Source organism: Peptoniphilaceae bacterium AMB_02, assembly GCA_036321625.1.
Lineage (GTDB): Bacteria > Bacillota > Clostridia > Tissierellales > Peptoniphilaceae > Microaceticoccus > Microaceticoccus formicicus.
The window spans coordinates 2,191,909-2,213,899 of the sequence record CP143259.1 but is presented as its reverse complement, the minus strand read 5'-3'; the positions used below and the strand labels follow the sequence as shown (position 1 = coordinate 2,213,899).

Below are 21,991 nucleotides of genomic sequence, written 5' to 3'. Positions count from 1 at the left end.
TAATATTCCCAAATTAAAAAAAATACTTGACTCATTCGTAAAAATGTATATAATATTAATGTAACCACGGGTTAAACCTATATAAAACTTATGTTAAAATAATTTACTAAAATTATTTGACAGGACCAAAACTATTTGATATAATCAATAATCGCAGCAGCAAATAGTATGGTGGGTGTGGCCTAGTTGGTTAGGGCGCCAGATTGTGGCTCTGGAGGTCGTGGGTTCGAATCCCATCATCCACCCCATACATGCGGGAATGGCGGAATTGGCAGACGCGCTAGACTTAGGATCTAGTGTCATTGACGTGGGGGTTCAAGTCCTCTTTCCCGCACCATTTAAGAAGCATCCTCGATAACGAGGGTGTTTTTTTATGTTTTAAATTGGATATTTGAAATATAATGTTAGAAATTAGATTTTTAATGTAGCGACGTGGGAATGTCGCTTTTATTATTTCTCCATCTTTTGGCAGTAGAATTCGTTTTACTGGCTCCATCTGACGAGGGAGCTGTCAGCTCCGCTGACTGAGGGAGAGACATACAATCAAAAGAATTCGCAGAATTCTACTGCTATATTTAAACTCACGACTAACTACTGTCAGACTGAAAACTATCCCCATACTTCCACGTTTGTACTTTTTTATGATAGGACAGAAGTAAGATTTTTAATGTTGAGACGAGAAGATGTCGCTATTTATATTTCTCTCCCTCCGAGTTTGATTCACAAACCCACCTCCCTTAAAAACCTAACCAATTGAGATGCATTTCGAAATTCTGGTAGGTTTCATGCAAAGAATTCCCAAGAACTAAGTGATTGGCATGAATTCGACTGCCAAAAGATGGAGGCTCTCTAAGACCAATCCTCACAATCGACAACTACCTATGTATTTAAAACTCACAACTATCCCACAACTATCCAACTCCATCGTAAAACCCATTCAATTCAAACAATTAAATAGCTAAAGTTATATATTAAATCCATAACAAAAATGATTAATTGGCTCAAGAATGGGTATTATTATTAAAATCTAAAGTTTATTTTAAAGTAGAGAGAAGGTGCAATAATGAAATATGGTTTTGTTTTGCTGGCGTTGATAATTATTGGATACATAGTATATAAAGCTATGAGACCTAAAAATATCAAATCGATTGATGGAGATACGGCGAAGGCTCTTTATAATTCTGGAGCGACTATTGTAGATGTTAGGACACAAAGTGAGTATAAATCAGGGCATATTCCCGGGAGCATAAATATCCCTGTAGGTAGTCCTATTCCGGATCCTAAACTTCCGGGTAAAAAAGATGCTCCTATTATTGTATACTGCAGATCCGGTAGTCGAGCCCTTGCTTTTGAGAAGGCTTTGCTTAAGGAAGGCTATTCAAATGTCTATCATCTAGGTTCCATAAGCAAGTGGAAGGGAGATCTAAAATAGGTTTTACTGATACAGATGTATTTACTAATTTACTTTTTTGGTTTTATCCACAAAGTCAATAGCATATGAATATATGAAAGCAATAAAAAGATTCGAAATTAAGTTGACAAGTAAATAATTATATGATAAATTACAATATATATTCAAATTTAAGGAGATAATAAAAATGACAACTCTAACCAGTGTAACCCTAATCATCGTCGTGATTAGCATTATCATTATTAAAGATAATGCTTATTGGCGTTGCGCTGATTTAGGGGTATAGGATTATTCTATCCGGACCTTACGGCTAACGCTGTAAGGTCTTTTTTATATAAGGAGGAGTATTATGATAACTAAGGGAGCACGGATTCTAGTAGAAGAATTAATCCGACATGGAGTAACCACGGTCTTTGGGTTTCCCGGAGGAGCGGTTTTAGATATCTACGATGAATTGTATAAATGTTCAGATCGAATAGATCATATTATCACTGCACATGAACAGGGTGCAAGCCATGCAGCTGACGGGTATGCAAGGGTTACAGGGAAAACAGGAGTTGTTATTGCTACAAGTGGTCCGGGAGCTACGAATCTTGTAACCGGAATTGCAAATGCTTATCTTGATTCAGTACCCATGGTTGCAATCACGGGAAATGTTGCTGAATCAATGCTTGGAAAGGACAGTTTTCAAGAGGTAGATATCGTTGGAATCACACTGCCGATAGTAAAGCATAGTTATATTGCAAGGGATGTATGTGAACTTGAGAATATAATTACCGAAGCTTTTGAGATTGCTCAGTCGGGTAGAAAAGGACCTGTACTTATTGACATTCCTAAGAGTACACAGCAGGCAATGTGTGAATATGCAGGCTCTGCAGAGATTAAAAAAAGGAAAAAGAAAAAACCTTACGATATAACAGAAGCACTTGAACTTATAAAAGATAGTAAAAGGCCGTATATCTACTGTGGTGGTGGGGCAATAGCATCCGATATGGGCAACAAAATCGTAGAATTATCGCAGAAAATAGATGCTCCCATTGGACTTAGCATGATGGGATTGACGGCTGTTCCGGGTTCATACGAATTAAACATGGGAATGACCGGCATGCACGGAAGACTGGCTTCCATAATCGCACAGGCTGAAGCCGATTTACTTATCGGAATAGGAGTTAGATTCAGCGACAGAGCTACGGGAAATGTTGATGAATACAGAAAGAACTGTAAAATAATTCATATAGACATTGACGAGGCCGAGTTCGGGAAAAACATACCGGGTATCGTGGAATTATGCGGGGATGCCGGTGAAATAGTTGGTGACTTAATAGCAAACCTACCCAAACTGGATCATAGCAGCTGGACCGGGAAACTCGTAAAACAAAAAAGTATTGATGATACCCCCAGAAAACCTGGAGGATTTGTGCCTAGAAATATTATTCGGATGGTAAACAATTTTGTTAAACCAGATACCGTAGTAGCAACCGACGTCGGTCAGCATCAGATGTGGACCATGCAGCATTATAGATTTAGAGAACCTAGAACCCTGTTGACATCCGGGGGACTTGGTACGATGGGGTATGGACTTGGAGCTGCGATTGGTGGATGCGTTGCAAATAATAGAAGAAGAACAATTCTATTTACCGGTGACGGCAGCTTCGGTATGAATTTAAATGAACTTGCAACTGCAGTTTCTCAAAGGCTTCCAATTCTAATAGTATTGTTCAATAACAATACACTTGGAATGGTAAGACAATGGCAAAACATGTTTTATGAGAGCAGATACTCTTCAACCACTTTAAACCGTGGAACTGATTTTGAAAAATTGGCTAAAGCCTTTGGTGCAGACGGGGCAAGAGTTACTAGCATGGAGGAGCTTACAGATGTACTCGATGGCGGTCTTCCAAAAGACGGACCTTTCTTACTGGAATGTATGATAGATATTGATGAGCTTGTACTACCTATGATTCCCGCAGGCGGATCATTTAAAGATCTGGTAGTTGATTAAGGAGAGAAAAGATGGCAAAGAAATTTATTATTGGATTATTGGTAAATAACCATTATGGAGTTCTTAACAGGATAGCAGGTCTTTACAACAAGCGCGGTTATAATATCGACTCACTTACAGTAGGAGAGACGGAAGATCCGAGGTACTCGAGGATGACAATAGTGTCCAGTGGTGACGAGTACATGAAGACACAGGTTGTAAAACAGCTAAACAAACTTCATGATGTAAAGATGGCAAAGATAATCGAAGATGAAAACGCGGTCTCCGTTGAGCATCTACTCCTAAAGTTAAAGACCGGAGCTGAAGGCAATTCGGATATCGCAGCCCTTTTAAATGTTTATGGTGCAAAAGTCATGGATTTGGGTAAAGACTTTATAATAGTGGACATGACAGGAAGCAGTGAAAAAATCGATGAATTTATGAGAAAGTGTATTCCATTTGGAATACTTGAACTATGTAGATCTGGCTCATTATCCCTTACAAAAGACGGAAGTAATGAACTCAGTGCATTATATTTAGACAAATTAGAGGAGGAATATTAAATGGCAAAAATGTATTATGAGAAGGATTGTAATGAATTATTATTGGAAGGAAAAACTGTAGCAGTTATAGGTTATGGATCTCAAGGTCATGCACATGCTTTAAACCTTAGAGATAGTGGAGTTAATGTAGTAATCGGACTTTATGAAGGATCCTCCTCGGCGGAAAGAGCTAGAGAAGACGGATTCGAAGTACTTAATTCAGATGAAGCAGTTAGAAAAGCGGACATAGTAATCATGCTTGTAAATGATGAGAAGATGGCGGTTCTATATAAAGAAAAAGTTGAACCGAACCTAAGAGAAGGCATGACACTTGCATTTGCACATGGATTTAATATTCACTTTAAACAAATTGTTCCACCAAGTGATATAAATGTAATTATGATTGCGCCTAAAGGACCGGGACATACAGTAAGAAGTCAGTACCTTGAAGGTAAAGGAGTTCCTTGTCTGGTAGCTGTATATCAAGATGCATCCGGAAATGCAAAAGACTTGGCACTTGCATATGCTGCAGGTATCGGTGGAGCTAGAGCCGGAGTACTTGAAACCACATTTAAAGAAGAAACCGAAACGGATTTATTCGGTGAACAAGCCGTACTATGCGGTGGAGTTACAGCTCTTATGAAAGCCGGTTTTGACACACTTGTTGAAGCAGGATACCAACCGGAATCAGCATACTTCGAATGTGTACATGAAATGAAACTCATAATCGACTTGGTAGTAAAAGGCGGATTATCCTACATGAGATACTCAATCAGTGATACTGCAGAATACGGAGATTATGCAGTTGGAGACAGAATAATCACCGACGAGACCAAAAAAGAGATGAAAAAAGTACTTAGTGAAATCCAATCAGGAGAATTTGCTAAAAACTGGATAGAAGAAAATAAACAAGGAAGACCTACATTCACAAAGAGAAGAGAAGAAGAATCAGAATTATTGGTTGAGAAAGTAGGTAAAGACTTAAGAGCAAAAATGAGTTGGCAAGATGAACAAAAATAGATTAAGAAAAGACGGATTAAAATTAGGAGATATCTCCAGTAGTCCGAAAAGAGCCTTAATGAAGGCAATGGGCTATGATGACGAGCAGATGAAAAGACCTCTAATCGGTGTCGTTAACTCTTTTAACGAGATAGTCCCAGGTCACATACATCTAAAGACCATAGCAGCTGCAGTCAAAGAGGGAATCCTCATGGCAGGAGGAACTCCTATGGAATTCAATACCATCGGTGTATGTGATGGACTGGCAATGGGGCATGAGGGCATGAAGTACTCCCTGCCATCCAGAGAGCTAATCGCCGATACGACCGAATGCATGGTTAGAGCACATGCACTGGATGCACTCGTGTTTATTCCGAACTGTGACAAAGTAGTTCCCGGAATGCTCATGGCAGCTGCAAGGCTTAACATCCCTTCGATTTTTATTTCAGGGGGTCCGATGTTGTCAATAGACGGAACCGACCTAAATACAGTATTTGAAGGTGTTGGAGCTTTTCATGCCGGAAGCATGAGCGAAAAAGAACTCTATCAATTAGAAGAAAATGCATGTCCCGGCTGCGGTTCATGCTCGGGAATGTTTACGGCAAACTCCATGAACTGTTTAAGTGAAGTCTTGGGAATGGCACTACCCGGAAACGGAACTGTTCCTGCAGTGTACGCAAAACGAATTCGTATGGCAAAACTGGCAGGAAGAAAGATAATGGAAGTACTGGAAAAAGACATTAGACCTTCAGATATTTTAAATGAAAAATCTCTTAGAAATGCACTAACAGTTGATATGGCACTCGGATGCTCTACAAACTCAGTTCTACACCTATTTGCACTCGCTAATGAACTCGGTGTGGACATTGACCTTAACACCATCAACGAAGTGAGTGAAGTGACTCCTAATCTCTGTAAACTGGCACCGGCAGGCTGTCATCATATGCAGGATTTGGAAAGAGCAGGTGGAGTATATGCAGTTATGAATGTACTTCATGAAAAAGGTCTTATAGACGGATCTGCAATCTCGGTTCTTGGTATGACATTTGACGAAATACTGCCATCATTCCCAAATAGAGATGAGAGCGTCATTAGACCGATGGACAATCCGTATTCAAAATCCGGTGGACTGGCTGCATTATTCGGTAATCTTGCACCAAATGGCGCGGTTGTAAAAAGGTCTGCTGTAAAGGAATCAATGCTTAACTTTGTTGGAAGAGCAAGAGTATTTGATTCGGAAGAGGAAGCTGTCGCTGCAATCTACGGTGGTAAAATTGAAGGCGGAGATGTTGTAGTAATAAGGTATGAAGGACCTGCAGGAGGACCAGGAATGAGAGAGATGCTATCTCCAACCTCTGCAATTGCCGGAATGAAACTGGATGATCAGGTTGCGCTCATTACCGACGGAAGATTCTCAGGAGCTACCAGAGGTGCTGCGATAGGGCATATATCACCGGAGGCACAGAGCTCAGGTCCAATAGCATATGTAATGGAAAATGATAAAATCGAAATAGATATACCAAATAATAAACTAGAACTCCTAATCTCTGATGAAGAACTGGAAAATAGAAAGAAAGAAATCCATATTAGAGAGCAAAGAGAAGTTACCGGATTTATGAAAAGATATGTAAAACACGTAAGTTCCGCTGATAAGGGAGCTGTACTCGAATAGATCTGTAGATTAGAAGTGGGAGAAGGAAACCTGCTAAATTTAGTAACAGGATCTATGGAAACTCAAAACTTAAAAAAATTAGGAAGTGATTAAATGTTAACACTAGATAAAGTATACTTAGCGGGAGCAGAACTTAGAAATGTAGTTAGAAAAACTGACTTAATCTATTCTCCACTTCTGTCCAGAAACTGTGAAGTCTTTTTGAAAACTGAAAATCTGCAAAAGACGGGATCTTTCAAGGTCAGAGGAGCACATTATAAAATGTCCACATTGACTCCCGAGGAGAGAGAAAAACCTGTTGTAGCTTGTTCGGCAGGAAACCACGCTCAAGGCGTTGCACTTGCTGCCAGAGGATTCGGTATAAAAGCGATAATATTCCTACCGGCAACTGCACCGATCTCAAAAATAGAGGCGACAAGAGCTCTGGGTGCCGAAGTTGTACTCGTAGATGGAGTTTATGATGATGCCTATGCAGAAGCCATAAAATACAGTGAGGAGAATAATTGTCTATTCCTTCATCCATTTGACGATGAAGATGTAATAGCTGGACAATCAACAGTAGCACTTGAACTTATGGAGCAGTTGCCCGATGTAGAAGCAGTAGTCGTTCCAATAGGTGGAGGAGGTCTAATATCCGGGGTTGCATTCGCAATTAAGGCAATGAGACCGAACTGTAAAGTGTACGGAGTGCAAGCTGAAAGAGCAGATGCAATGGTCCGTTCCTTCCACGAAAAGGAACTTATAACAACAGAAGGAGTTTCTACTTTTGCAGATGGTATAGCAGTAAAAAGTCCTGGAGAAATTACTTATGATATCTGTTCAAAATACGTAGACGACATAGTAACCGTCACTGAAGACCAGATAGCAACGGCAATACTAACACTTATGGAGAGACAAAAACTCGTAGCTGAAGGAGCAGGAGCTGTTTCAGTAGCGGCTTTAATGTTCAATAAACTGCCGGTAGCAGGCAAAAAAGTCTGTGCCATAATCTCCGGAGGAAACATAGACGTAAACATCCTTTCGAGAGTCATTGAAAGAGGTCTTTTGACATCAGGAAGAAGAACCAACCTAACCATCGAGCTTATAGACAAGCCTGGACAACTTAAAACAGTATCGACAATTGTTGCCGAGCAAGGAGCAAATGTAATCTCTGTTTACTATACACCTGGAGGCAGAAATATGCCGATTAATGGATGTTTCTTAAACCTATCCATGGAGACCAAGGATCATAAACACTTGGATCAAGTCAAAAAAGCTCTCGAAGGGGAAGGATTTAAAATTTGTGAATAAGAATATGTAGGGCTTAGTCTTAAGTCCTACTATTTTTTTGTTTGAAGTAGAATTCATGCTATAATTGAGTATATAAAACATAGAAGAAAAGACAATGAGGGCATATGTATAGAGAACTGATAGGTATAACTGCATTAATTGCGGTCACATCACATTATATAAGGAACCAAAACAAGAGAATTAAAATAAACGAAGTGAAACTAAGCTCCAAGAAAATCAAAGAACCTGTTAAAATACTTCAAATAACTGATTTCCACTCCAACAAAGCGATAGATATATTAGAACTGGAGTCCTTAATACAAGACTTAAACCCGGACTTTGCAGTAATAACAGGCGACATGGCCGAAAAAAACCTGTCTCCGGTAAAAAATATTATAGACATGATATCCAGACAGAAATTTCAAACATACGCTATTTTAGGCAATCACGAAGAAGGAGAGCCTCATCTGGAAAAATATTTGAAAATTATAGAAGAAAGTGCAATAATATACTTGGACAATAAAGTTGAAACCATAGAAATCAAAGGAAACACAATCAATGTCATCGGACTTGAGCATTATAATCCCAGACTTTCTGAGATTAGAAACTCCTTCGATCCAAACAATTTCAACCTTATACTTTCACATGCACCAAATCTCATAGTGAACGAGGTCACAAAAGACGACGACTTGGTACTTTCAGGGCATACACATGGCGGTCAAGTAAGATTCCCCTTAATAGGAGCAATCTACGTACCCAACCAGTTTCCCTTTCCCAAGTATATAAAAGGCCTCTACGAACTGGAAACGGGAACAATACTCCATGTAGACAGCGGCCTCGGAAACAGTAGACTACCACTAAGAGCCCTAAACCCCGTCCAAATAAGCCTAATAACAATAGAAAATGAGCGCCAGTAGCTCAACGGATAGAGCATCGGTCTTCGGAACCGAGTGTTGGGGGTTCGATTCCTCTCTGGCGCGCCATAAAGAAAGCTTGAAACTGTAGTGTTTTAGGCTTTTTTTATTACCATAATCATATTTCAAATCATATTTCATCCATTTAATACAAATCACCAAGAAACAAAGTAGAGGAGATGCCCCAATCTCCATGTTTCTGAAGTCGAATTCTTATCGGCTCCATCTTTTGGCAGTCGAATTCTAGCCAATCACTTCGTTCTTGGGAATTCTTTGCATGAAACTTATCATAATTTCGAAAAGCATCTCAATTGATTAGGTTGGAAAGGGAGCTATCAACTTGGTTGACTGAGGGAGAGATATTAATAAAAGAATTTTAAAAATTCTACTGCTATATTTAAATATCTTTTCAATTAGTAAACTGAATGTAGCGACGTGAAAATGTCGCTCTTTGTATTTCTCTCCCTCCGAGTCGCTTTAGCGACCCACCTCCCTCGTCAGAGGGAGGCTAAGCGGCTTCACACACTCCTATTTTTGAAGTGTCGAATTCTAGCGAATCACTTCGTTCTTCGAATGGCTCCATCTGACGAGGGAGCTGTCAACTTGGTTGACTGAGGGAGAGATATACAAAGAAGAATTTGGAAAATTCAACTTTTATATTTTAGACTCACGACTAATCCCACACGACTATCCAACTCTCCGGGCGAGATATACAATAAAAGAATTCGCAGAATTCTACTTCTATATTTACCCTAACCACTATTCCTCCAACAAAAAAGGAGCTGCCATAAACAGCTCCTCTCAAACATCCTATTCAGTTTTATTTAAATCATCAGAGCTAACTTCTTTAATAAGATCCCCGGTCTCATTATTTAGAACCTTAATCATAGTTTTGCTCTCAGGTTTATTTAAAATTGCATTGTATAGAGATGAAGTCAGATGCAACTCATATGCACTGTCAAGTTCCTTTTCGTCAAACTTTGCTTCGTCTACAAAGAGCTTAAACTCTGACAAGTCATCGGTGACTTCAATTTTTTTTATCGAATTGGAATCATCTTTAATAATTGCATTAAAGAATCCATTCATAGCAGATTTTACGCTTTCAAGTAAAGATGTCTGCTGATCCTTTGTTACAGTATAAGTAACAGATCCGTCTTCATTTAGCTTCCCATCAGTTACAACTTTATTCGCCTTAGCATTAGAAATCTCTTCTTCGACATTAGCCCCTTCACTAAATAACCCACTTGGAAGAACTATCTCAAATGTCTCAGACTTTTCTTCACTTGCCTTATCAGCTTTATCTTCTTTTTCTTCCTTAACTTTTTCGTCGGACTTATCCTTAACTTCCTTATTTTCAACCTCTGTCTGCTTAGCAGGCTCATCCTTCTTTTCTTCCGCTTTCTTATCTCCACCACATGCAGTCAGTGAAAGCATGAGTGCTATTGCTAAAATTATCTTTTTCAAAATTTAACCCTTCCTTTCAAATCTTTGTCTTAAAAAGACATACTAATTATAGCACTATTATCAAAATACGTAAAATTACAAATTTGTTTGAAAAGTAATTATCATGGGTGCTACTGTGATGAAAAATAGGACCTAAACTTCAGTATTTACTCATAAATAATAGTTCTTAAAAGTAACCATATGTATCCTTATCTTCGACATTTACCCAATTTGTTTATATTCAAAAACAATGATATAATAGAATTGCTTAGAACAATATCATTCTTGTCGTTTGTTATTGCTTTAATCTCCTTTTTGGATTAAGGGCTGTTGTAAACAGCCCTTAATCCTTTTGTTTTTTTGTTTTAGAGTTTAGGATATTAATATGCTGGAATACGAAAAGGACAAAATCCTCTAGAGAGCAGTTTAAAAACTAATCTCTAGAGGATTTTTTGATAGTTACATAGATAAATTTCAGTATCCTTATACTACTTTTGTTTTCCAATTAAATATTTCATATATGGCAACTAGAAAACAGAGAATCCAAGTAATAATACTTGTAACAAAATCATCGCAAAAAGCAGTTAAGACAAAAGTAAACTAAAGTTAAACGCTTTATCCTTTAAAAATCTTCTTGAAAAGTGAGAATAAACCTATGCTTGTTTTTCTGTACACTTTATTATAAACAGATTTTTTAGGATTCTTAACCAAACCCATCCCTTTAGTTCCGTAGAAAGGATTCAAAGATTTTTTGATGCTTCGCTTTAATCTATCTGTTGTTCTCGCCTTAAATGATTTCGTAATATTTGGTTTACGAATACCAAACTTCATATTATCATCCCTTTCAAATATATACGAGAAATTCTAATACTTAGAACTAAACCAGTTTATGGCAAACTTATAACAGTAAAATACAATCTCTACTAATCTAACTTCTGCTCGAAAAATTCTTTAGAGTTAGCTTCATTCAAAGTTTCTCCGGTTTCGTTATTAATAAACTTTACGGTAGTATAAATATCTTTATCGCCTGCTATTGATCTATAAAAAGCTGATTGTAAATATAATCCTAAAGCGCTAAAAGATTCAAATTCATTGTACCTTTCTGGATCTACATATACCTTATACTCTGAAGTATCACTATTAACTTCAATTTTCAAAAATGAATTATTCTCATCATCTACTAGACTATCTAGGGTAGATTTCAATTGAACCATGAAGTTGTCCATTAGCTTTTTATGCTGTTCTTTAGTAACTACATAAGTTACGGATCCGTCCGGATTAACCTTTCCTTCTTTAAAAGTTCCGGCTGCAACTGACTCATCAATTTCCTCTTGAGTAATAGGATCATCACCAAAAATTGACGCAGGTATATGAATTTCAGTTGTTAGCAGTTTTTTATCAACTTCTATTTTGCCGGTTCCTTCATTCTCTTCTTTTTTTGACTGTTCAGTTTGCTCAGTTGATGTATCAGAAGCATCTTTGCTTTCAGTATCTTTTGACTCCACGGCCTTATCTTGAACCGGTTCTTTTACAGGGCTCTTACTACATGCGGTTAATATAAATAATAATGAAAATATAATTAATATCTTTCTCAAGTTCAGATCCTCCTTTTAAGAATCATTATAACTATATAAGTTTAGTCATCTAAGTTCTCAATAGCATAATTAGCTTCTTCCTCAGTGAATTTTTCACCATATTCAGAAACCAATTGTTCTCTAATTGATTCTTTCGACATATCCATCATATTTTGATAATCCTTGGCTTTTTGAAGAGCATTTTTATTCCAGTCAATTTTTAGATTGTCTATTGCGTACTGTGCTTCTTCTTCAGTGAAGTTCTCGCCATATTCTGATATTAGCTGGTCGTATATTCCACGCTTCGACATAGCCATAGTTGTGGCATAATCTTTTGCTTTTTCCAAAGCATTTTTATTCCAATCTACTTGTAGATTATCAATAGCATATTGAGCAGCATCTTCAGGAAACTTCTCACCATATTCGGAAACTAGTTGGTTATATATACCTTTCTTTGACATATGCATCATATTAGCATAGCTTTCAGCTTTATTTAATGCTGCTTTGTATTCTTTAGAGACATTGTCTGATTTTTCTTCCTTAGCTGGAATTGATTCAGTTTTTTAAGCTGCAGTTTTAACTGTAGTTTTAGATTTATTGGTATCTTCTACCTTACTTTTGGACTTATTCTCTTTTTTCTTAAGCGCTTCTTCTTTCTCTAATTCCTTTTCTTTAGCTTTTAAATCTTCTGATTTAGAAGTTTCAACACTCTTCTCCTCTGCAGATTTCTTGTCACCATCACTTCCACATGCCGTTAAAACAAGAGACAGAATTAAACCCAATATAATTGCAAGTTTTTTCAATTAATACTCCCCCTTAATAATAAAATATATTGTTATATAACAGTATAGCACAAATAGACGCTTTAGACATGGCGATTGGTGCATGGTGCTACTAAGCTTTAACTACGAAGTTTGCAGCTTTCTGCTTCAAGTATAAAGATTTATTATGATAGTGGATTATTCATAAAATATTCAAATGATACACACTGTATTATTATGATACACTTTTATATGCGTAAAAGGATTTTAGTATTATACATAGTAATTTACGATTTTGATGACAATCTTTGCATGAAACAGAAGTATATAGCTTACTTAAGTTAAAAAAGTTTAAATATAAATATGAGGGAAGGGAGATTTTTTATGGATTACAATGAGTTAAAAGAGGAAATGAGGAAACAAAAAACAGGCTACAGTCACGGTGAGAGGGTAAAAAGATATTTTTCAGGGGAAGTAGTGGATTATTTACCATATGTTTTGCTGGCACCCTATCCTGCATTATCCGAGGTGTTCGGATATACCACAAGTCAAATGGATAGTGATTTTAATATATACCAAAAGATTATAGAGGGTTCCAGGGATGAATTCGGAGTTTCGGGAGTCAATGTTAGATTGAGTTTGAGGAGCATGGGAGCTGCAATGGGATCAACATTAAGTATACCTGAGCATGGTATTGATAGCATAAAACACCATATATTACAAGATTATAGCGATTGGGATAAATTAGTTGAAATTGATCCATATAACAATAAAATACTCACACCGATGCTGGAAACTGCAGAAAAGTTAAGAAAAGAATACCCTGATATGGTACTAAGTACCGGAGTAGTAGGACCTGTATCAACTGCTGTTGCGGTTAGACCGATTGAAAAGATTTTGCGTGATACCAGAAAAAATCCGGACCAATTGAAAAAATTAATAGCACTTTGTGTAGACAATTCATTGAAATGGGTTGAAGTTTTTACTAAAGAATTTGGAGGGGCACAAGCTTCTTGTTCGGACCCGGTAACTTGTACAGATATATTTAGTGAAGATCAATTTTTAGAGTTTAGCTTGCCTGAAATGAAGAGATTGTTTAGCGGATTAAAAGAAATAACGGGTAGTGCCCCTTCTTTACATATTTGTGGGCATACAAAAGGGATTTGGAAATACTTCCCGGAAATGGAAATAAGTTCATTTAGTGTGGATAATTGTGAAGACTTAGAAGAACTGAGATTAGCCATAGGAGATGACCTAGTAATATCCGGAAATGTACCGCCTGTCGAAGTATTGAGATTCGGTTCTATAGATGATGTTATTAATAGTGTAAAAGAATCTATTAGAAAAGGCTCCACATCTCCAAAAGGATTTATTTTAAGCAGTGGTTGTCAAATTCCGATTGGAACTCCAAGAGAAAACCTGGAAGCTATGATATACGCTGTCAGAAAGTATGGTAGAGATGCAAAAATTGGTGAAATGCCAAAAGGCATGGAGGAAGCTTAATAAGATTTTTTATTCATGGATATACTCATAATTGAAAAACGTCCAATTAAACGATATTCATACTGATATAGAAATGGAAAAAATATGGAGGAAAAGTTGAAAAGAATTTCGGATTATAAATGTCCTGAACCGAAGGAAGAACTCGTAACCTTGGATTGTTACCAGAAAAACGGAATAAAGTTTCCTGAGGTGCATAAAAATAGGGACATGATTGTGAAGTATGCAAAATTAATTAAAAACAAGAATGGTCACCCTTATGTGGATTTACCTTTTTGTCATACGCTGGAAGCCGACTCAATGGGAGGAGATATTAATTATGGAAATGAGATGACCGGTCCAAGAGCAGGGAAATATCTTTTCCAAGAGCTCAATGAATTATTAACTCTTCCAATGATTGACACAAAAAAAGGCAGGGCCAAAATCTTTTTAGATGCAGTTCGAGAACTGAAAAGCCGTGGGGAATTTGTAGTTTTTGAAGTAGCCGGACCATTTACCATATTAAATGTATTAATAGATCCGTCAATCGTATTTAAAGGAATGAGAAGAGAAAAAGATACAATAGTAAAAATATTTAATAGATTCATTGGGATACTCGCAAACTATATAAAAGATCTAGAGGAAGCAGGTGTAGATGCAATTTCATTTGCCGATCCCACTGGAGGAGTAAATATCTTAGGACCAAAGTTTGCAGAGCTATATATTGAGTTATTCACCTATGACTTTTTAAGATACTTTGAAAAAATTGATAGTAATCTATTATTTATTCTATGTCCAAAAACAACTCTGGCTTTAGTAGGAGTTGGAAAGGCGGAATTTGTGGATATTAAACTGGATAGGGAAATGAGTTATGGAGAAACATTTATACATTTAAAAGGTAAGAATAAGTTTTTAGGTCATATGTGTATTGGTAAAGCAAATAACAAATTAATGGAAACAAAAGCAATAAGACTAATATAGGGGGAAAATATGAGATCAAAAGAAGAGTTATTGAATTTACTGGATGAATGTGTTGTGGAAATGGAAGACGAAGAAGTTGTTAATATTGCTAAAGAGTACATTGAAGCAGGTTACTCTGCATACGATGGGATAATGGATGGACTTGTATCCGGGATGAATAAAGCTTCTGATCTATATGACCAAGAAGAGTACTTTATAACCGACATACTGCTATGTTCAGATGCCATGTATGCAGGTTTGGATATACTTAGACCACATTTGGACGAAGGTGAAGTAGAAGGAGACAAAGCTGTAGCGGTAATAGGAGTAGTTGAGGGAGACACTCATGATATAGGTAAGAATCTAGTTAAAATCATGATGGAAACAGCAGGATTTACCGTGATTGACTTAGGAAGAGATGTACCTCTAGATAATTTTATTACTGCAGCAAAAGAGCACAATGCCGACCTAGTATGCATGTCGACGCTGATGACAACGACAATGGGCAATATGGGTATTGTTATTGATAAATTAAAAGAATCAGGTATTAGAGATAAAGTAAAGGTAATGATAGGAGGAGGTCCTATTTCACAAAAATTCGCAGATCAAATTGGGGCAGATAGATATACTACAAATGCCGTAAGAGCAGTAGAAGAAGCTAAAAAACTAGTGGGTATAAAGTAATTATGATAACTCCAAAAGACAGATTACTAAAAACCATGGAAGGTTTAAGTGTTGACAGGCCTCCTGTAGTATGTCCGGGTGGTATGATGAATATGGTTTTTGAAGAATTGATGAATATCAGTTCCACTTATTTACCGGAAGCTCACTCAGATTCTAGAAAGATGGCAAACTTAGCTAAAGCAATAGTTGAAAACAACTGCTTTGAAAACTACGGAGTTCCTTTTTGCATGACCGTAGAAGCTGAAAACATGGGATCGGTAATAGACATGGGCAGCACTATTTATGAACCACATGTGGTGGAGTACTTATTGAAATCGGTATCCGACTTGGACAGATTACCTAAAATTGACTTTGAAAAAGGCCGCGTAAAAACCGTTCTAGAAGCAATTAGAATTTTAAAAGAAAAAAATGAAAGCATCCCCGTAATAGGTAATATAACTGGTCCTATTAGCTTAGGAACATCGATTATAGACCCGGTAACTTTCTATAAAGAAATGAGAAAAAAACCTAAAGAAATGCATGAATTTCTCAAATTTATAACAGATGAGTTAATAAGTTTTTCACTGGAGATGTTAAATTGTGGTGCAGAAATTATAGCGATATCCGATCCAAGTGGAACAGGAGAAATACTGGGACCGAAACCTTTTGATGAGTACTTGGTAAAATATATGAACCTACTATTAGAGGAAATTAAAAAAGCCGGAGGCTATACCATGGTTCACATATGTGGACAGATGAGAAATGTATATGATGAAGTGAATAAACTAACAGCAGATGTCCTCAGTTTTGATTCCATGGTGAACTATAAGGAAGCAAAGGCAAAATTAGGAGATAGAATTCTGATGGGGAATGTAGGTACCTATGCGCTTGAGTTTGGAGACACTAAAACAATTAGAAGACTTACAAGATCGTGTATCAATAATGGAGCATCAATACTTTCTCCTGCATGTGGAATAGGTATGAAATCACCATATAAAAACATATCTTCTATATTGGGAGAAGTAAATGAAAATTAAGATTGTGAATACAGGACTAGTAATTGAAAGTGAGAAAGGAAATCTCCTGGACATACTAATTGAAAACCAAATATTTGTGAATAATCCATGCAATGGCAGAGGAACTTGCGGGAAATGCAAAGTAAAAATAGAATCGGCACAAGAAATAAAAATAGATAATGCTGACTTAAGATTACTTAAAGACCATGAATTAAGAGAAGGTATAAGGCTCGCATGTACACATGAAGTAGATAGCGATATAACTGTTACAACCCTTGAAGAAGAAAAAGGGGTAGAAGTATTAACAAGTGGATACATTCCCGATTTTTCAATTGATAAATCTGAAGGTTATGGAATTGCTGTTGATATTGGAACCACAACAATAGCCCTTGGTCTATATAATTTGAAAAATGGAAAACAATTGGGATCATCTTCAATGATAAATCCACAAAAAAAGTTTGGTTTAGATGTATTAACCAGGATAACTTATGAGATAGAAAAGGGTAAAGATGGCATAGAGGAAATACAAAAAGTAACTGTTAAAGGCATTAATCATCTGATAGATAATGTTTTAAACGAATGCAACATAATAAAAGAAAATGTAAAAAGCATGGTAGTATCGGCTAACTGCACAATGGTTCATATGCTTCTTGGTGTAGATGCTAGCTCACTAGGAAGATACCCTTTTAATCCTGCCTTTGTAGATGCACAAGAATTACAAGCTAAAGATATTGGACTGGATTTACCAAAAACAATTTTATACTGTATTCCTCAAGTATCAGCATTTGTTGGTGGAGATATAGTTTCTGGAGTTTATGTTTCAGAACTTCATATGAAAAAGGGAAATATATTATTCATTGATATAGGAACTAATGGAGAAATTGTTTTAGCTAAAAATGGTAAATTATACTCATGCTCGTGTGCAGCAGGTCCTGCTCTCGAAGGTATGAATATTTCGCATGGGATGAGGGCTGCAGATGGTGCTATTGAAAATGTTGAAATAACGGAAAAAGAAATTAAACTCGAAATAATAGGAGATAGCATGCCTATAGGTCTATGTGGATCAGGAATTCTAGCAGCAGTAAGGGAAGCGATTAAGACAGGCATTATAACAAAGTCGGGAGTTTTCATTAAACCAGAGAAATTGGATGATGGAGATTACCGCAGAGCTTATATTAGGATGAATGGCGCAAAAAGGGAACTGGTTTTATTGAAAGAACCTGAAATAGTGGTTACTCAAAGAGATATCAGACAAATACAACTGGCTAAAGGTGCGATTTTGTCCGGAATTGTAACACTTTTACGAGATACCGGCTTAGAAGAAAATGAAATTGACGAAGTATATATCTCTGGTCAATTCGGCTCCCATTTACCTGCCGAGTCAATTGCTCAGACGGGCATTATACCCGTAGGATTGATGCATAAAATCAAATACTTAGGGAACTCATCTATTTCCGGTGCATTTATGGCATTAATGTCAAAAGTGGTCAGAACAGAAATGGAAGCTTTAGCAAACAATATTGAGTATATGGAATTAGCTACCACGAAAGATTATGAAGAAGTATTTAGAGATGCATGCATGTTTCCTGAAATAGGATAAATTGATAAAGAACGATAATAGAGTAGGAGTGATAAATTGTCAGTAGTATATATTATCTCCGGATTTTTAGGATCAGGAAAAACAACATTAATAAATAATCTTCTCAAGGACAATGATGAGAAGATCTTAATTGTAGAAAATGAGGTCGGCAACAAACCATTTGATGGAGAAATACTGAAACGAGAAAATGTAGACGTCGCAAACCTCTTATCAGGGTGTATTTGCTGTACCATGGCAACTGATTTTAAAAAGGCAATATTAGAAAATAAGATGTTCGACAAAATAATTATAGAACCTTCAGGAGTAGCACAATTAAGTCAAGTTTTAAGACAGCTCGAGGGTGAAAACAATATATATCCATGTACCGTTATAGAAGCAGATGAATTCTTAGACTCAGTAGATTTCTTCGGAGACTTCTTTAAAGATCAAATAATCAATGCAGGAACGATAATTCTAAATACTAGGAAAAGCAGCCTAAGTGGACAATATAAAAAAGAGATAGAAAGATTAAAGAGTTTAAATCCACTAGCATCAATCTTAAAAAAAGATCTAATAAATGACAAAATTACATTTGATAACTTAAGAAAAATACATGATACTAAAACGCATATAAGCAAACTAATCCCCGACAAACTCGAAATGGATACCAAAATCATAGAAAAACCCATCTTTAAAACAAAAGAAGAACTAATAGAAGAAGTGAACAAAACTGTAAGTAGTGAACAAATCTATAGAGTTAAAGGCAATGCAATACTAAATAATAAAATATTTAAGGTAGACTATGCAGCTAATTCATGGACCTTTGAAGAAACGAATACGGATTGTATGGGAATTGTTATTATTCATAAAGATTAAATAGGATTATGAAAGTTAGCCATCTGTTATATGACAAAAATTTTAATTCATGATAAAGTCTATATAGTGTCGTAATTAGTTTTATAGAATATACTCAACCTTTTGGTAAAATAGTGTCACTTCAATACAAACTAGGGGCTAAAAAGAGCCTTACTATTTATACTTGCCCCTTAATAATAAATACACTTTGTTAAAATTAGCAGTTTATTTGTACTCATTTTTGTATAGCTGATTATATTATGATTTTGGAGGAGTAAATGAATAAAAGCAAAAATTTTAATTTATTTTTAATGGATGGAGATGTTACTGGAAGAATAAAATGTACACTATCTAATTGGACTGGTTTAGCCTATAAAGTTCCTAGATCTTATTTGGATAAATGCAAAAATAGACAAGACTTAAAGCAGAGTGGAGTGTATTTTTTGTTTGGAAAAAATGATGACAATGAAGATGAAGTATATATTGGACAAGCTGAGATAAGGGAAAATGGGGAGGGAGTACTTTTTAGAGTTATGGAAAATTTAAAGGATTCCAGTTATTTTAGCGATGCCATAATGCTAACAACTCAAAATAATTCATTTGGACCAACCGAAATAAGCTATTTGGAAAATAGATTTACAAATTTAGCTAAAGATATAGACAGGTTCAAAGTAAGGAACAGCAATGATCCTAACCCTGGGAATGTCACTGAGGAAAAGGAATCCGAACTAGAAGACTTCGTTGAATATTCTAAGATGGTACTAGGAGTATTAGGCTACAAGATATTTGTACCATTAATTAAAAGCGTCCAAAGACTCAATTAGAGCCTATCGAAGAAACAATGTTTTACTTGAAAAGAATGACTCAAAAGTCTAATAAGACTGTAAACGTCAAGATAAAAATGTACAATTGTGATTAAATTATAATGTACAATAATCTTCTAATCACTCTCCTTTTCATTAAAGTGGTCTTTAAATCATAGTATGAACCTGTAATCGGAATTAGTATTGTAATCTATCTATAATTGCAGAAGCTACTTTCTTGTCATAGAACAAGTCTATTTTGACGCCAGTTATAAAAATACTACTTCATATTTTTTACTAATCACCGGAAGAGGCTGTATTCAAGGTATTTAGGGTTAAGTGAATAATAGAGAATTAAATACACTAAATAAATTTAACTTTGGCAAATAATAGTAGAACAAAACTTAACAAAACTAGAACATATGTTCAGGATGTGGTATAATATATATGACCTACAAAATTGTTGTAGGTGAAAGATTGGAAATCAAGACTAATGTTTGTGGATTATGAACTTCACAACTAATATCTTGAAGAGCTATATGAATTATAGTAACGAGAATTTGTATCGTTGATATTATAGTCATATACTTATAATTCTCCTCTCTTATTATATCATAGAGCATCATGAAATTTTGCAGCCAGTTCCTTTATGAACTGTGTTTAAGAGAATATCCATCAGTTATATGTATGCTGCAGCTTGGCTGATGGCCATTGCTCTGGAGGTGCGTATGATTTTGTCAACCTGGATGAAAAGTATTAAGCCGAAAAATTATTCACACTTCGACCTAAGGACCTCAGTAGAAAAGGCTAGTCAGTATATACAGAATAAAGAGAATATAATATCGCATGGGTTCTATCCTTTTCTTCATTTTCAAAAGGAAACAAAAAAGTATCTTGGAAAAAATAATCAAGAAGAATCCAGAAGATTTAAGACTAAAAAGAGGGACTTGTTTTATTGTGCACATATAGATAGATACATATATTCATATTATGCTTATAAATTAAATGTGGAATTTAATAAAAAAGTAAAGTCACTGGGATTAGAAAACGCGGTAGTTGCTTATAGAACTGATTTAAAGAAATGCAATATTCATTTTGCTAAGGATGCTATTAATTTTATTAAAAGCAATGAAAACTGTACCGTAATTGTTTATGATTTTGAAAAGTTTTTTGATAACATAGACCATGGATATCTAAAAAAAATGATGTGTCATTTACTAGAATCTACAATATTGCCACTTGATTATTATGCTATCTTTAAAAATATTACGAAGTATTCATGGTGGGATCTTGAATCAATTTATAGAATAAATGGAATACAAGAGAATAAAAATAAGCACTGTATACTTAATAAAAGACAACGTGTTTTATCAAAAGAGCTTTTTCGAAAATACAAACCTAAATACTTAAAAACTAATATAAATGATTATGGTATACCCCAAGGATCTCCAATTAGTGCAGTTTTATCAAATATATACTTATTGCACTTTGATAACGAAGTTAATAATATGATAAAAAACTTGGGTGGTATGTATATGAGGTATAGTGATGATATAATAATTATTATACCTGAAATGGATGGGGTTAATATTAGTAAGATAATTGAGAGCATTGACAAAGTTTGTAAAACAGTACCAAAATTAAAAATACAAGAAGAAAAGACTAAGATATTTAAGGTCAAGAAGAATAATATCATTGAGTTTTCTAAAGATTGTCTAAATTCAGGAATTACGAATGCTAAGATTGATTATTTAGGATATATTTATGATGGTAGAAGTATAAGGATTCGTGAAAAATCAATATCTCGTTATTATAGAAAGTTGCATGCGAAAGCTAAGTACATAAGAAAGGCAAATGGTATTAGTAAGAAAGGGAATAAAATTAGTAACAAAAATCTTTATAATAAATTCTCTGAAAGAGGGTGTAAAAAAGGTAATACTAATTATATTACCTATATAAACAATTCTAAGAAAATAATGCCAGAGGAGTTTATTTGTCCTACGAAAAATAAACATATGGGAAAAATTAAAAGGGCAATAAAGTAATGATAAACAACTAAATGTTAGGATT

20 protein-coding genes and 3 tRNA genes are annotated in these 21,991 nt (G+C 35.6%); 18 read left to right on the top strand and 5 right to left on the bottom strand.

Annotated elements, in window-relative coordinates; all coding sequences use genetic code 11:
• Positions 1 to 171 precede the first annotated feature (171 nt).
• The 10 genes from VZL98_10490 (at position 172) to VZL98_10445 (ending at position 8,857) form a co-directional block, all read left to right on the top strand.
• Positions 172 to 248, top strand: a tRNA-His gene (locus tag VZL98_10490).
• 5 nt (positions 249 to 253) lie between these two features.
• Positions 254 to 337: transfer RNA gene (locus VZL98_10485), tRNA-Leu, on the top strand.
• A 726-nt stretch (positions 338 to 1,063) separates the two neighbouring features.
• Positions 1,064 to 1,432, top strand: a complete 369-nt coding sequence (locus VZL98_10480; protein ID WVH63110.1) for a rhodanese-like domain-containing protein — start codon at positions 1,064 to 1,066, stop codon at positions 1,430 to 1,432.
• 328 nt (positions 1,433 to 1,760) lie between these two features.
• A complete protein-coding gene (gene ilvB, locus VZL98_10475) occupies positions 1,761 to 3,413 on the top strand; it encodes a biosynthetic-type acetolactate synthase large subunit (GenBank protein ID WVH63109.1) in 1,653 nt (550 codons plus the stop codon).
• Between the two features lie 11 nt (positions 3,414 to 3,424).
• Positions 3,425 to 3,955 (top strand): acetolactate synthase small subunit, encoded by a 531-nt coding sequence (ilvN, locus tag VZL98_10470; protein ID WVH63108.1) that lies wholly within the window; start codon positions 3,425 to 3,427, stop codon positions 3,953 to 3,955.
• Complete coding sequence (gene ilvC / locus VZL98_10465) at positions 3,956 to 4,954, top strand: ketol-acid reductoisomerase (GenBank protein ID WVH63107.1); 999 nt, start codon at positions 3,956 to 3,958, stop codon at positions 4,952 to 4,954.
• Positions 4,941 to 6,605 carry a dihydroxy-acid dehydratase gene (gene ilvD, locus VZL98_10460; protein ID WVH63106.1) on the top strand — a complete coding sequence of 555 codons (1,665 nt, stop codon included), beginning with the start codon at positions 4,941 to 4,943 and terminating at the stop codon, positions 6,603 to 6,605. Before ilvC ends, ilvD begins: the two co-directional genes overlap by 14 nt.
• 93 nt (positions 6,606 to 6,698) lie before the next feature.
• The gene (gene ilvA / locus VZL98_10455) at positions 6,699 to 7,895 is read left to right on the top strand and encodes a threonine ammonia-lyase (GenBank protein WVH63105.1); all 1,197 of its coding nucleotides are present in this window, start codon (positions 6,699 to 6,701) and stop codon (positions 7,893 to 7,895) included.
• Between the two features lie 104 nt (positions 7,896 to 7,999).
• On the top strand, positions 8,000 to 8,791 hold the full coding sequence (locus VZL98_10450; protein WVH63104.1) for a metallophosphoesterase: 792 nt from the start codon (positions 8,000 to 8,002) through the stop codon (positions 8,789 to 8,791).
• Positions 8,782 to 8,857: transfer RNA gene (locus VZL98_10445), tRNA-Arg, on the top strand. The genes VZL98_10450 and VZL98_10445 overlap by 10 nt, the downstream gene beginning before the upstream one ends.
• 741 nt (positions 8,858 to 9,598) lie before the next feature.
• Here VZL98_10445 and VZL98_10440 read toward each other — a convergent pair.
• The 5 genes from VZL98_10440 to VZL98_10420 form a co-directional block, all read right to left on the bottom strand.
• Positions 9,599 to 10,252, bottom strand: a complete 654-nt coding sequence (locus tag VZL98_10440; GenBank protein ID WVH63103.1) for a hypothetical protein — start codon at positions 10,250 to 10,252, stop codon at positions 9,599 to 9,601.
• Between the two features lie 594 nt (positions 10,253 to 10,846).
• Entirely contained in the window at positions 10,847 to 11,062 is a 216-nt protein-coding gene (locus VZL98_10435; GenBank protein WVH63102.1) for a hypothetical protein, read from the bottom strand.
• 92 nt (positions 11,063 to 11,154) lie between these two features.
• Positions 11,155 to 11,826, bottom strand: a complete 672-nt coding sequence (locus VZL98_10430) for a membrane lipoprotein lipid attachment site-containing protein (protein WVH63101.1) — start codon at positions 11,824 to 11,826, stop codon at positions 11,155 to 11,157.
• Positions 11,827 to 11,867: 41 nt separating this feature from the next.
• Positions 11,868 to 12,356, bottom strand: a complete 489-nt coding sequence (locus tag VZL98_10425; GenBank protein WVH64564.1) for an Ltp family lipoprotein — start codon at positions 12,354 to 12,356, stop codon at positions 11,868 to 11,870.
• Positions 12,357 to 12,368: 12 nt separating this feature from the next.
• Positions 12,369 to 12,608, bottom strand: a complete 240-nt coding sequence (locus VZL98_10420; GenBank protein WVH63100.1) for a hypothetical protein — start codon at positions 12,606 to 12,608, stop codon at positions 12,369 to 12,371.
• A 342-nt stretch (positions 12,609 to 12,950) separates the two neighbouring features.
• On the opposite strand from VZL98_10420, the gene VZL98_10415 reads away from it, so the two are divergent.
• From VZL98_10415 to drt2, 8 genes are all read left to right on the top strand, one after another.
• Positions 12,951 to 14,069 (top strand): uroporphyrinogen decarboxylase family protein, encoded by a 1,119-nt coding sequence (locus VZL98_10415; GenBank protein ID WVH63099.1) that lies wholly within the window; start codon positions 12,951 to 12,953, stop codon positions 14,067 to 14,069.
• A 96-nt stretch (positions 14,070 to 14,165) separates the two neighbouring features.
• Positions 14,166 to 15,026, top strand: a complete 861-nt coding sequence (locus VZL98_10410; protein ID WVH63098.1) for a uroporphyrinogen decarboxylase family protein — start codon at positions 14,166 to 14,168, stop codon at positions 15,024 to 15,026.
• Between the two features lie 9 nt (positions 15,027 to 15,035).
• Positions 15,036 to 15,689, top strand: a complete 654-nt coding sequence (locus VZL98_10405) for a corrinoid protein (protein ID WVH63097.1) — start codon at positions 15,036 to 15,038, stop codon at positions 15,687 to 15,689.
• Between the two features lie 2 nt (positions 15,690 to 15,691).
• Entirely contained in the window at positions 15,692 to 16,705 is a 1,014-nt protein-coding gene (locus tag VZL98_10400; protein WVH63096.1) for a uroporphyrinogen decarboxylase family protein, read from the top strand.
• Complete coding sequence (locus tag VZL98_10395; GenBank protein WVH63095.1) at positions 16,695 to 18,284, top strand: ASKHA domain-containing protein; 1,590 nt, start codon at positions 16,695 to 16,697, stop codon at positions 18,282 to 18,284. The genes VZL98_10400 and VZL98_10395 overlap by 11 nt, the downstream gene beginning before the upstream one ends.
• Positions 18,285 to 18,320: 36 nt before the next feature.
• The gene (locus VZL98_10390) at positions 18,321 to 19,139 is read left to right on the top strand and encodes a GTP-binding protein (protein ID WVH63094.1); all 819 of its coding nucleotides are present in this window, start codon (positions 18,321 to 18,323) and stop codon (positions 19,137 to 19,139) included.
• A 257-nt stretch (positions 19,140 to 19,396) separates the two neighbouring features.
• Positions 19,397 to 19,942 carry a GIY-YIG nuclease family protein gene (locus VZL98_10385; protein ID WVH63093.1) on the top strand — a complete coding sequence of 182 codons (546 nt, stop codon included), beginning with the start codon at positions 19,397 to 19,399 and terminating at the stop codon, positions 19,940 to 19,942.
• A 725-nt stretch (positions 19,943 to 20,667) separates the two neighbouring features.
• Complete coding sequence (gene drt2 / locus VZL98_10380; protein WVH63092.1) at positions 20,668 to 21,966, top strand: antiviral reverse transcriptase Drt2; 1,299 nt, start codon at positions 20,668 to 20,670, stop codon at positions 21,964 to 21,966.
• Positions 21,967 to 21,991 lie beyond the last annotated feature (25 nt).

What these genes read in the sequence shown, in the direction of transcription:
- VZL98_10405 (WVH63097.1), top strand. Translation starts at nt 15,036, where the DNA reads ATGAGATCAAAAGAAGAGTTATTGAATTTACTGGATGAATGTGTTGTG.
- ilvB (WVH63109.1), top strand. Translation starts at nt 1,761, where the DNA reads ATGATAACTAAGGGAGCACGGATTCTAGTAGAAGAATTAATCCGACAT.
- VZL98_10480 (WVH63110.1), top strand. Translation starts at nt 1,064, where the DNA reads ATGAAATATGGTTTTGTTTTGCTGGCGTTGATAATTATTGGATACATA.
- VZL98_10415 (WVH63099.1), top strand. Translation starts at nt 12,951, where the DNA reads ATGGATTACAATGAGTTAAAAGAGGAAATGAGGAAACAAAAAACAGGC.
- ilvN (WVH63108.1), top strand. Translation starts at nt 3,425, where the DNA reads ATGGCAAAGAAATTTATTATTGGATTATTGGTAAATAACCATTATGGA.
- VZL98_10385 (WVH63093.1), top strand. Translation starts at nt 19,397, where the DNA reads ATGAATAAAAGCAAAAATTTTAATTTATTTTTAATGGATGGAGATGTT.
- ilvD (WVH63106.1), top strand. Translation starts at nt 4,941, where the DNA reads ATGAACAAAAATAGATTAAGAAAAGACGGATTAAAATTAGGAGATATC.
- VZL98_10450 (WVH63104.1), top strand. Translation starts at nt 8,000, where the DNA reads ATGTATAGAGAACTGATAGGTATAACTGCATTAATTGCGGTCACATCA.
- ilvC (WVH63107.1), top strand. Translation starts at nt 3,956, where the DNA reads ATGGCAAAAATGTATTATGAGAAGGATTGTAATGAATTATTATTGGAA.
- VZL98_10435 (WVH63102.1), bottom strand. Translation starts at nt 11,062, where the DNA reads ATGAAGTTTGGTATTCGTAAACCAAATATTACGAAATCATTTAAGGCG.
- ilvA (WVH63105.1), top strand. Translation starts at nt 6,699, where the DNA reads ATGTTAACACTAGATAAAGTATACTTAGCGGGAGCAGAACTTAGAAAT.
- VZL98_10400 (WVH63096.1), top strand. Translation starts at nt 15,692, where the DNA reads ATGATAACTCCAAAAGACAGATTACTAAAAACCATGGAAGGTTTAAGT.
- drt2 (WVH63092.1), top strand. Translation starts at nt 20,668, where the DNA reads ATGAAAAGTATTAAGCCGAAAAATTATTCACACTTCGACCTAAGGACC.
- VZL98_10395 (WVH63095.1), top strand. Translation starts at nt 16,695, where the DNA reads ATGAAAATTAAGATTGTGAATACAGGACTAGTAATTGAAAGTGAGAAA.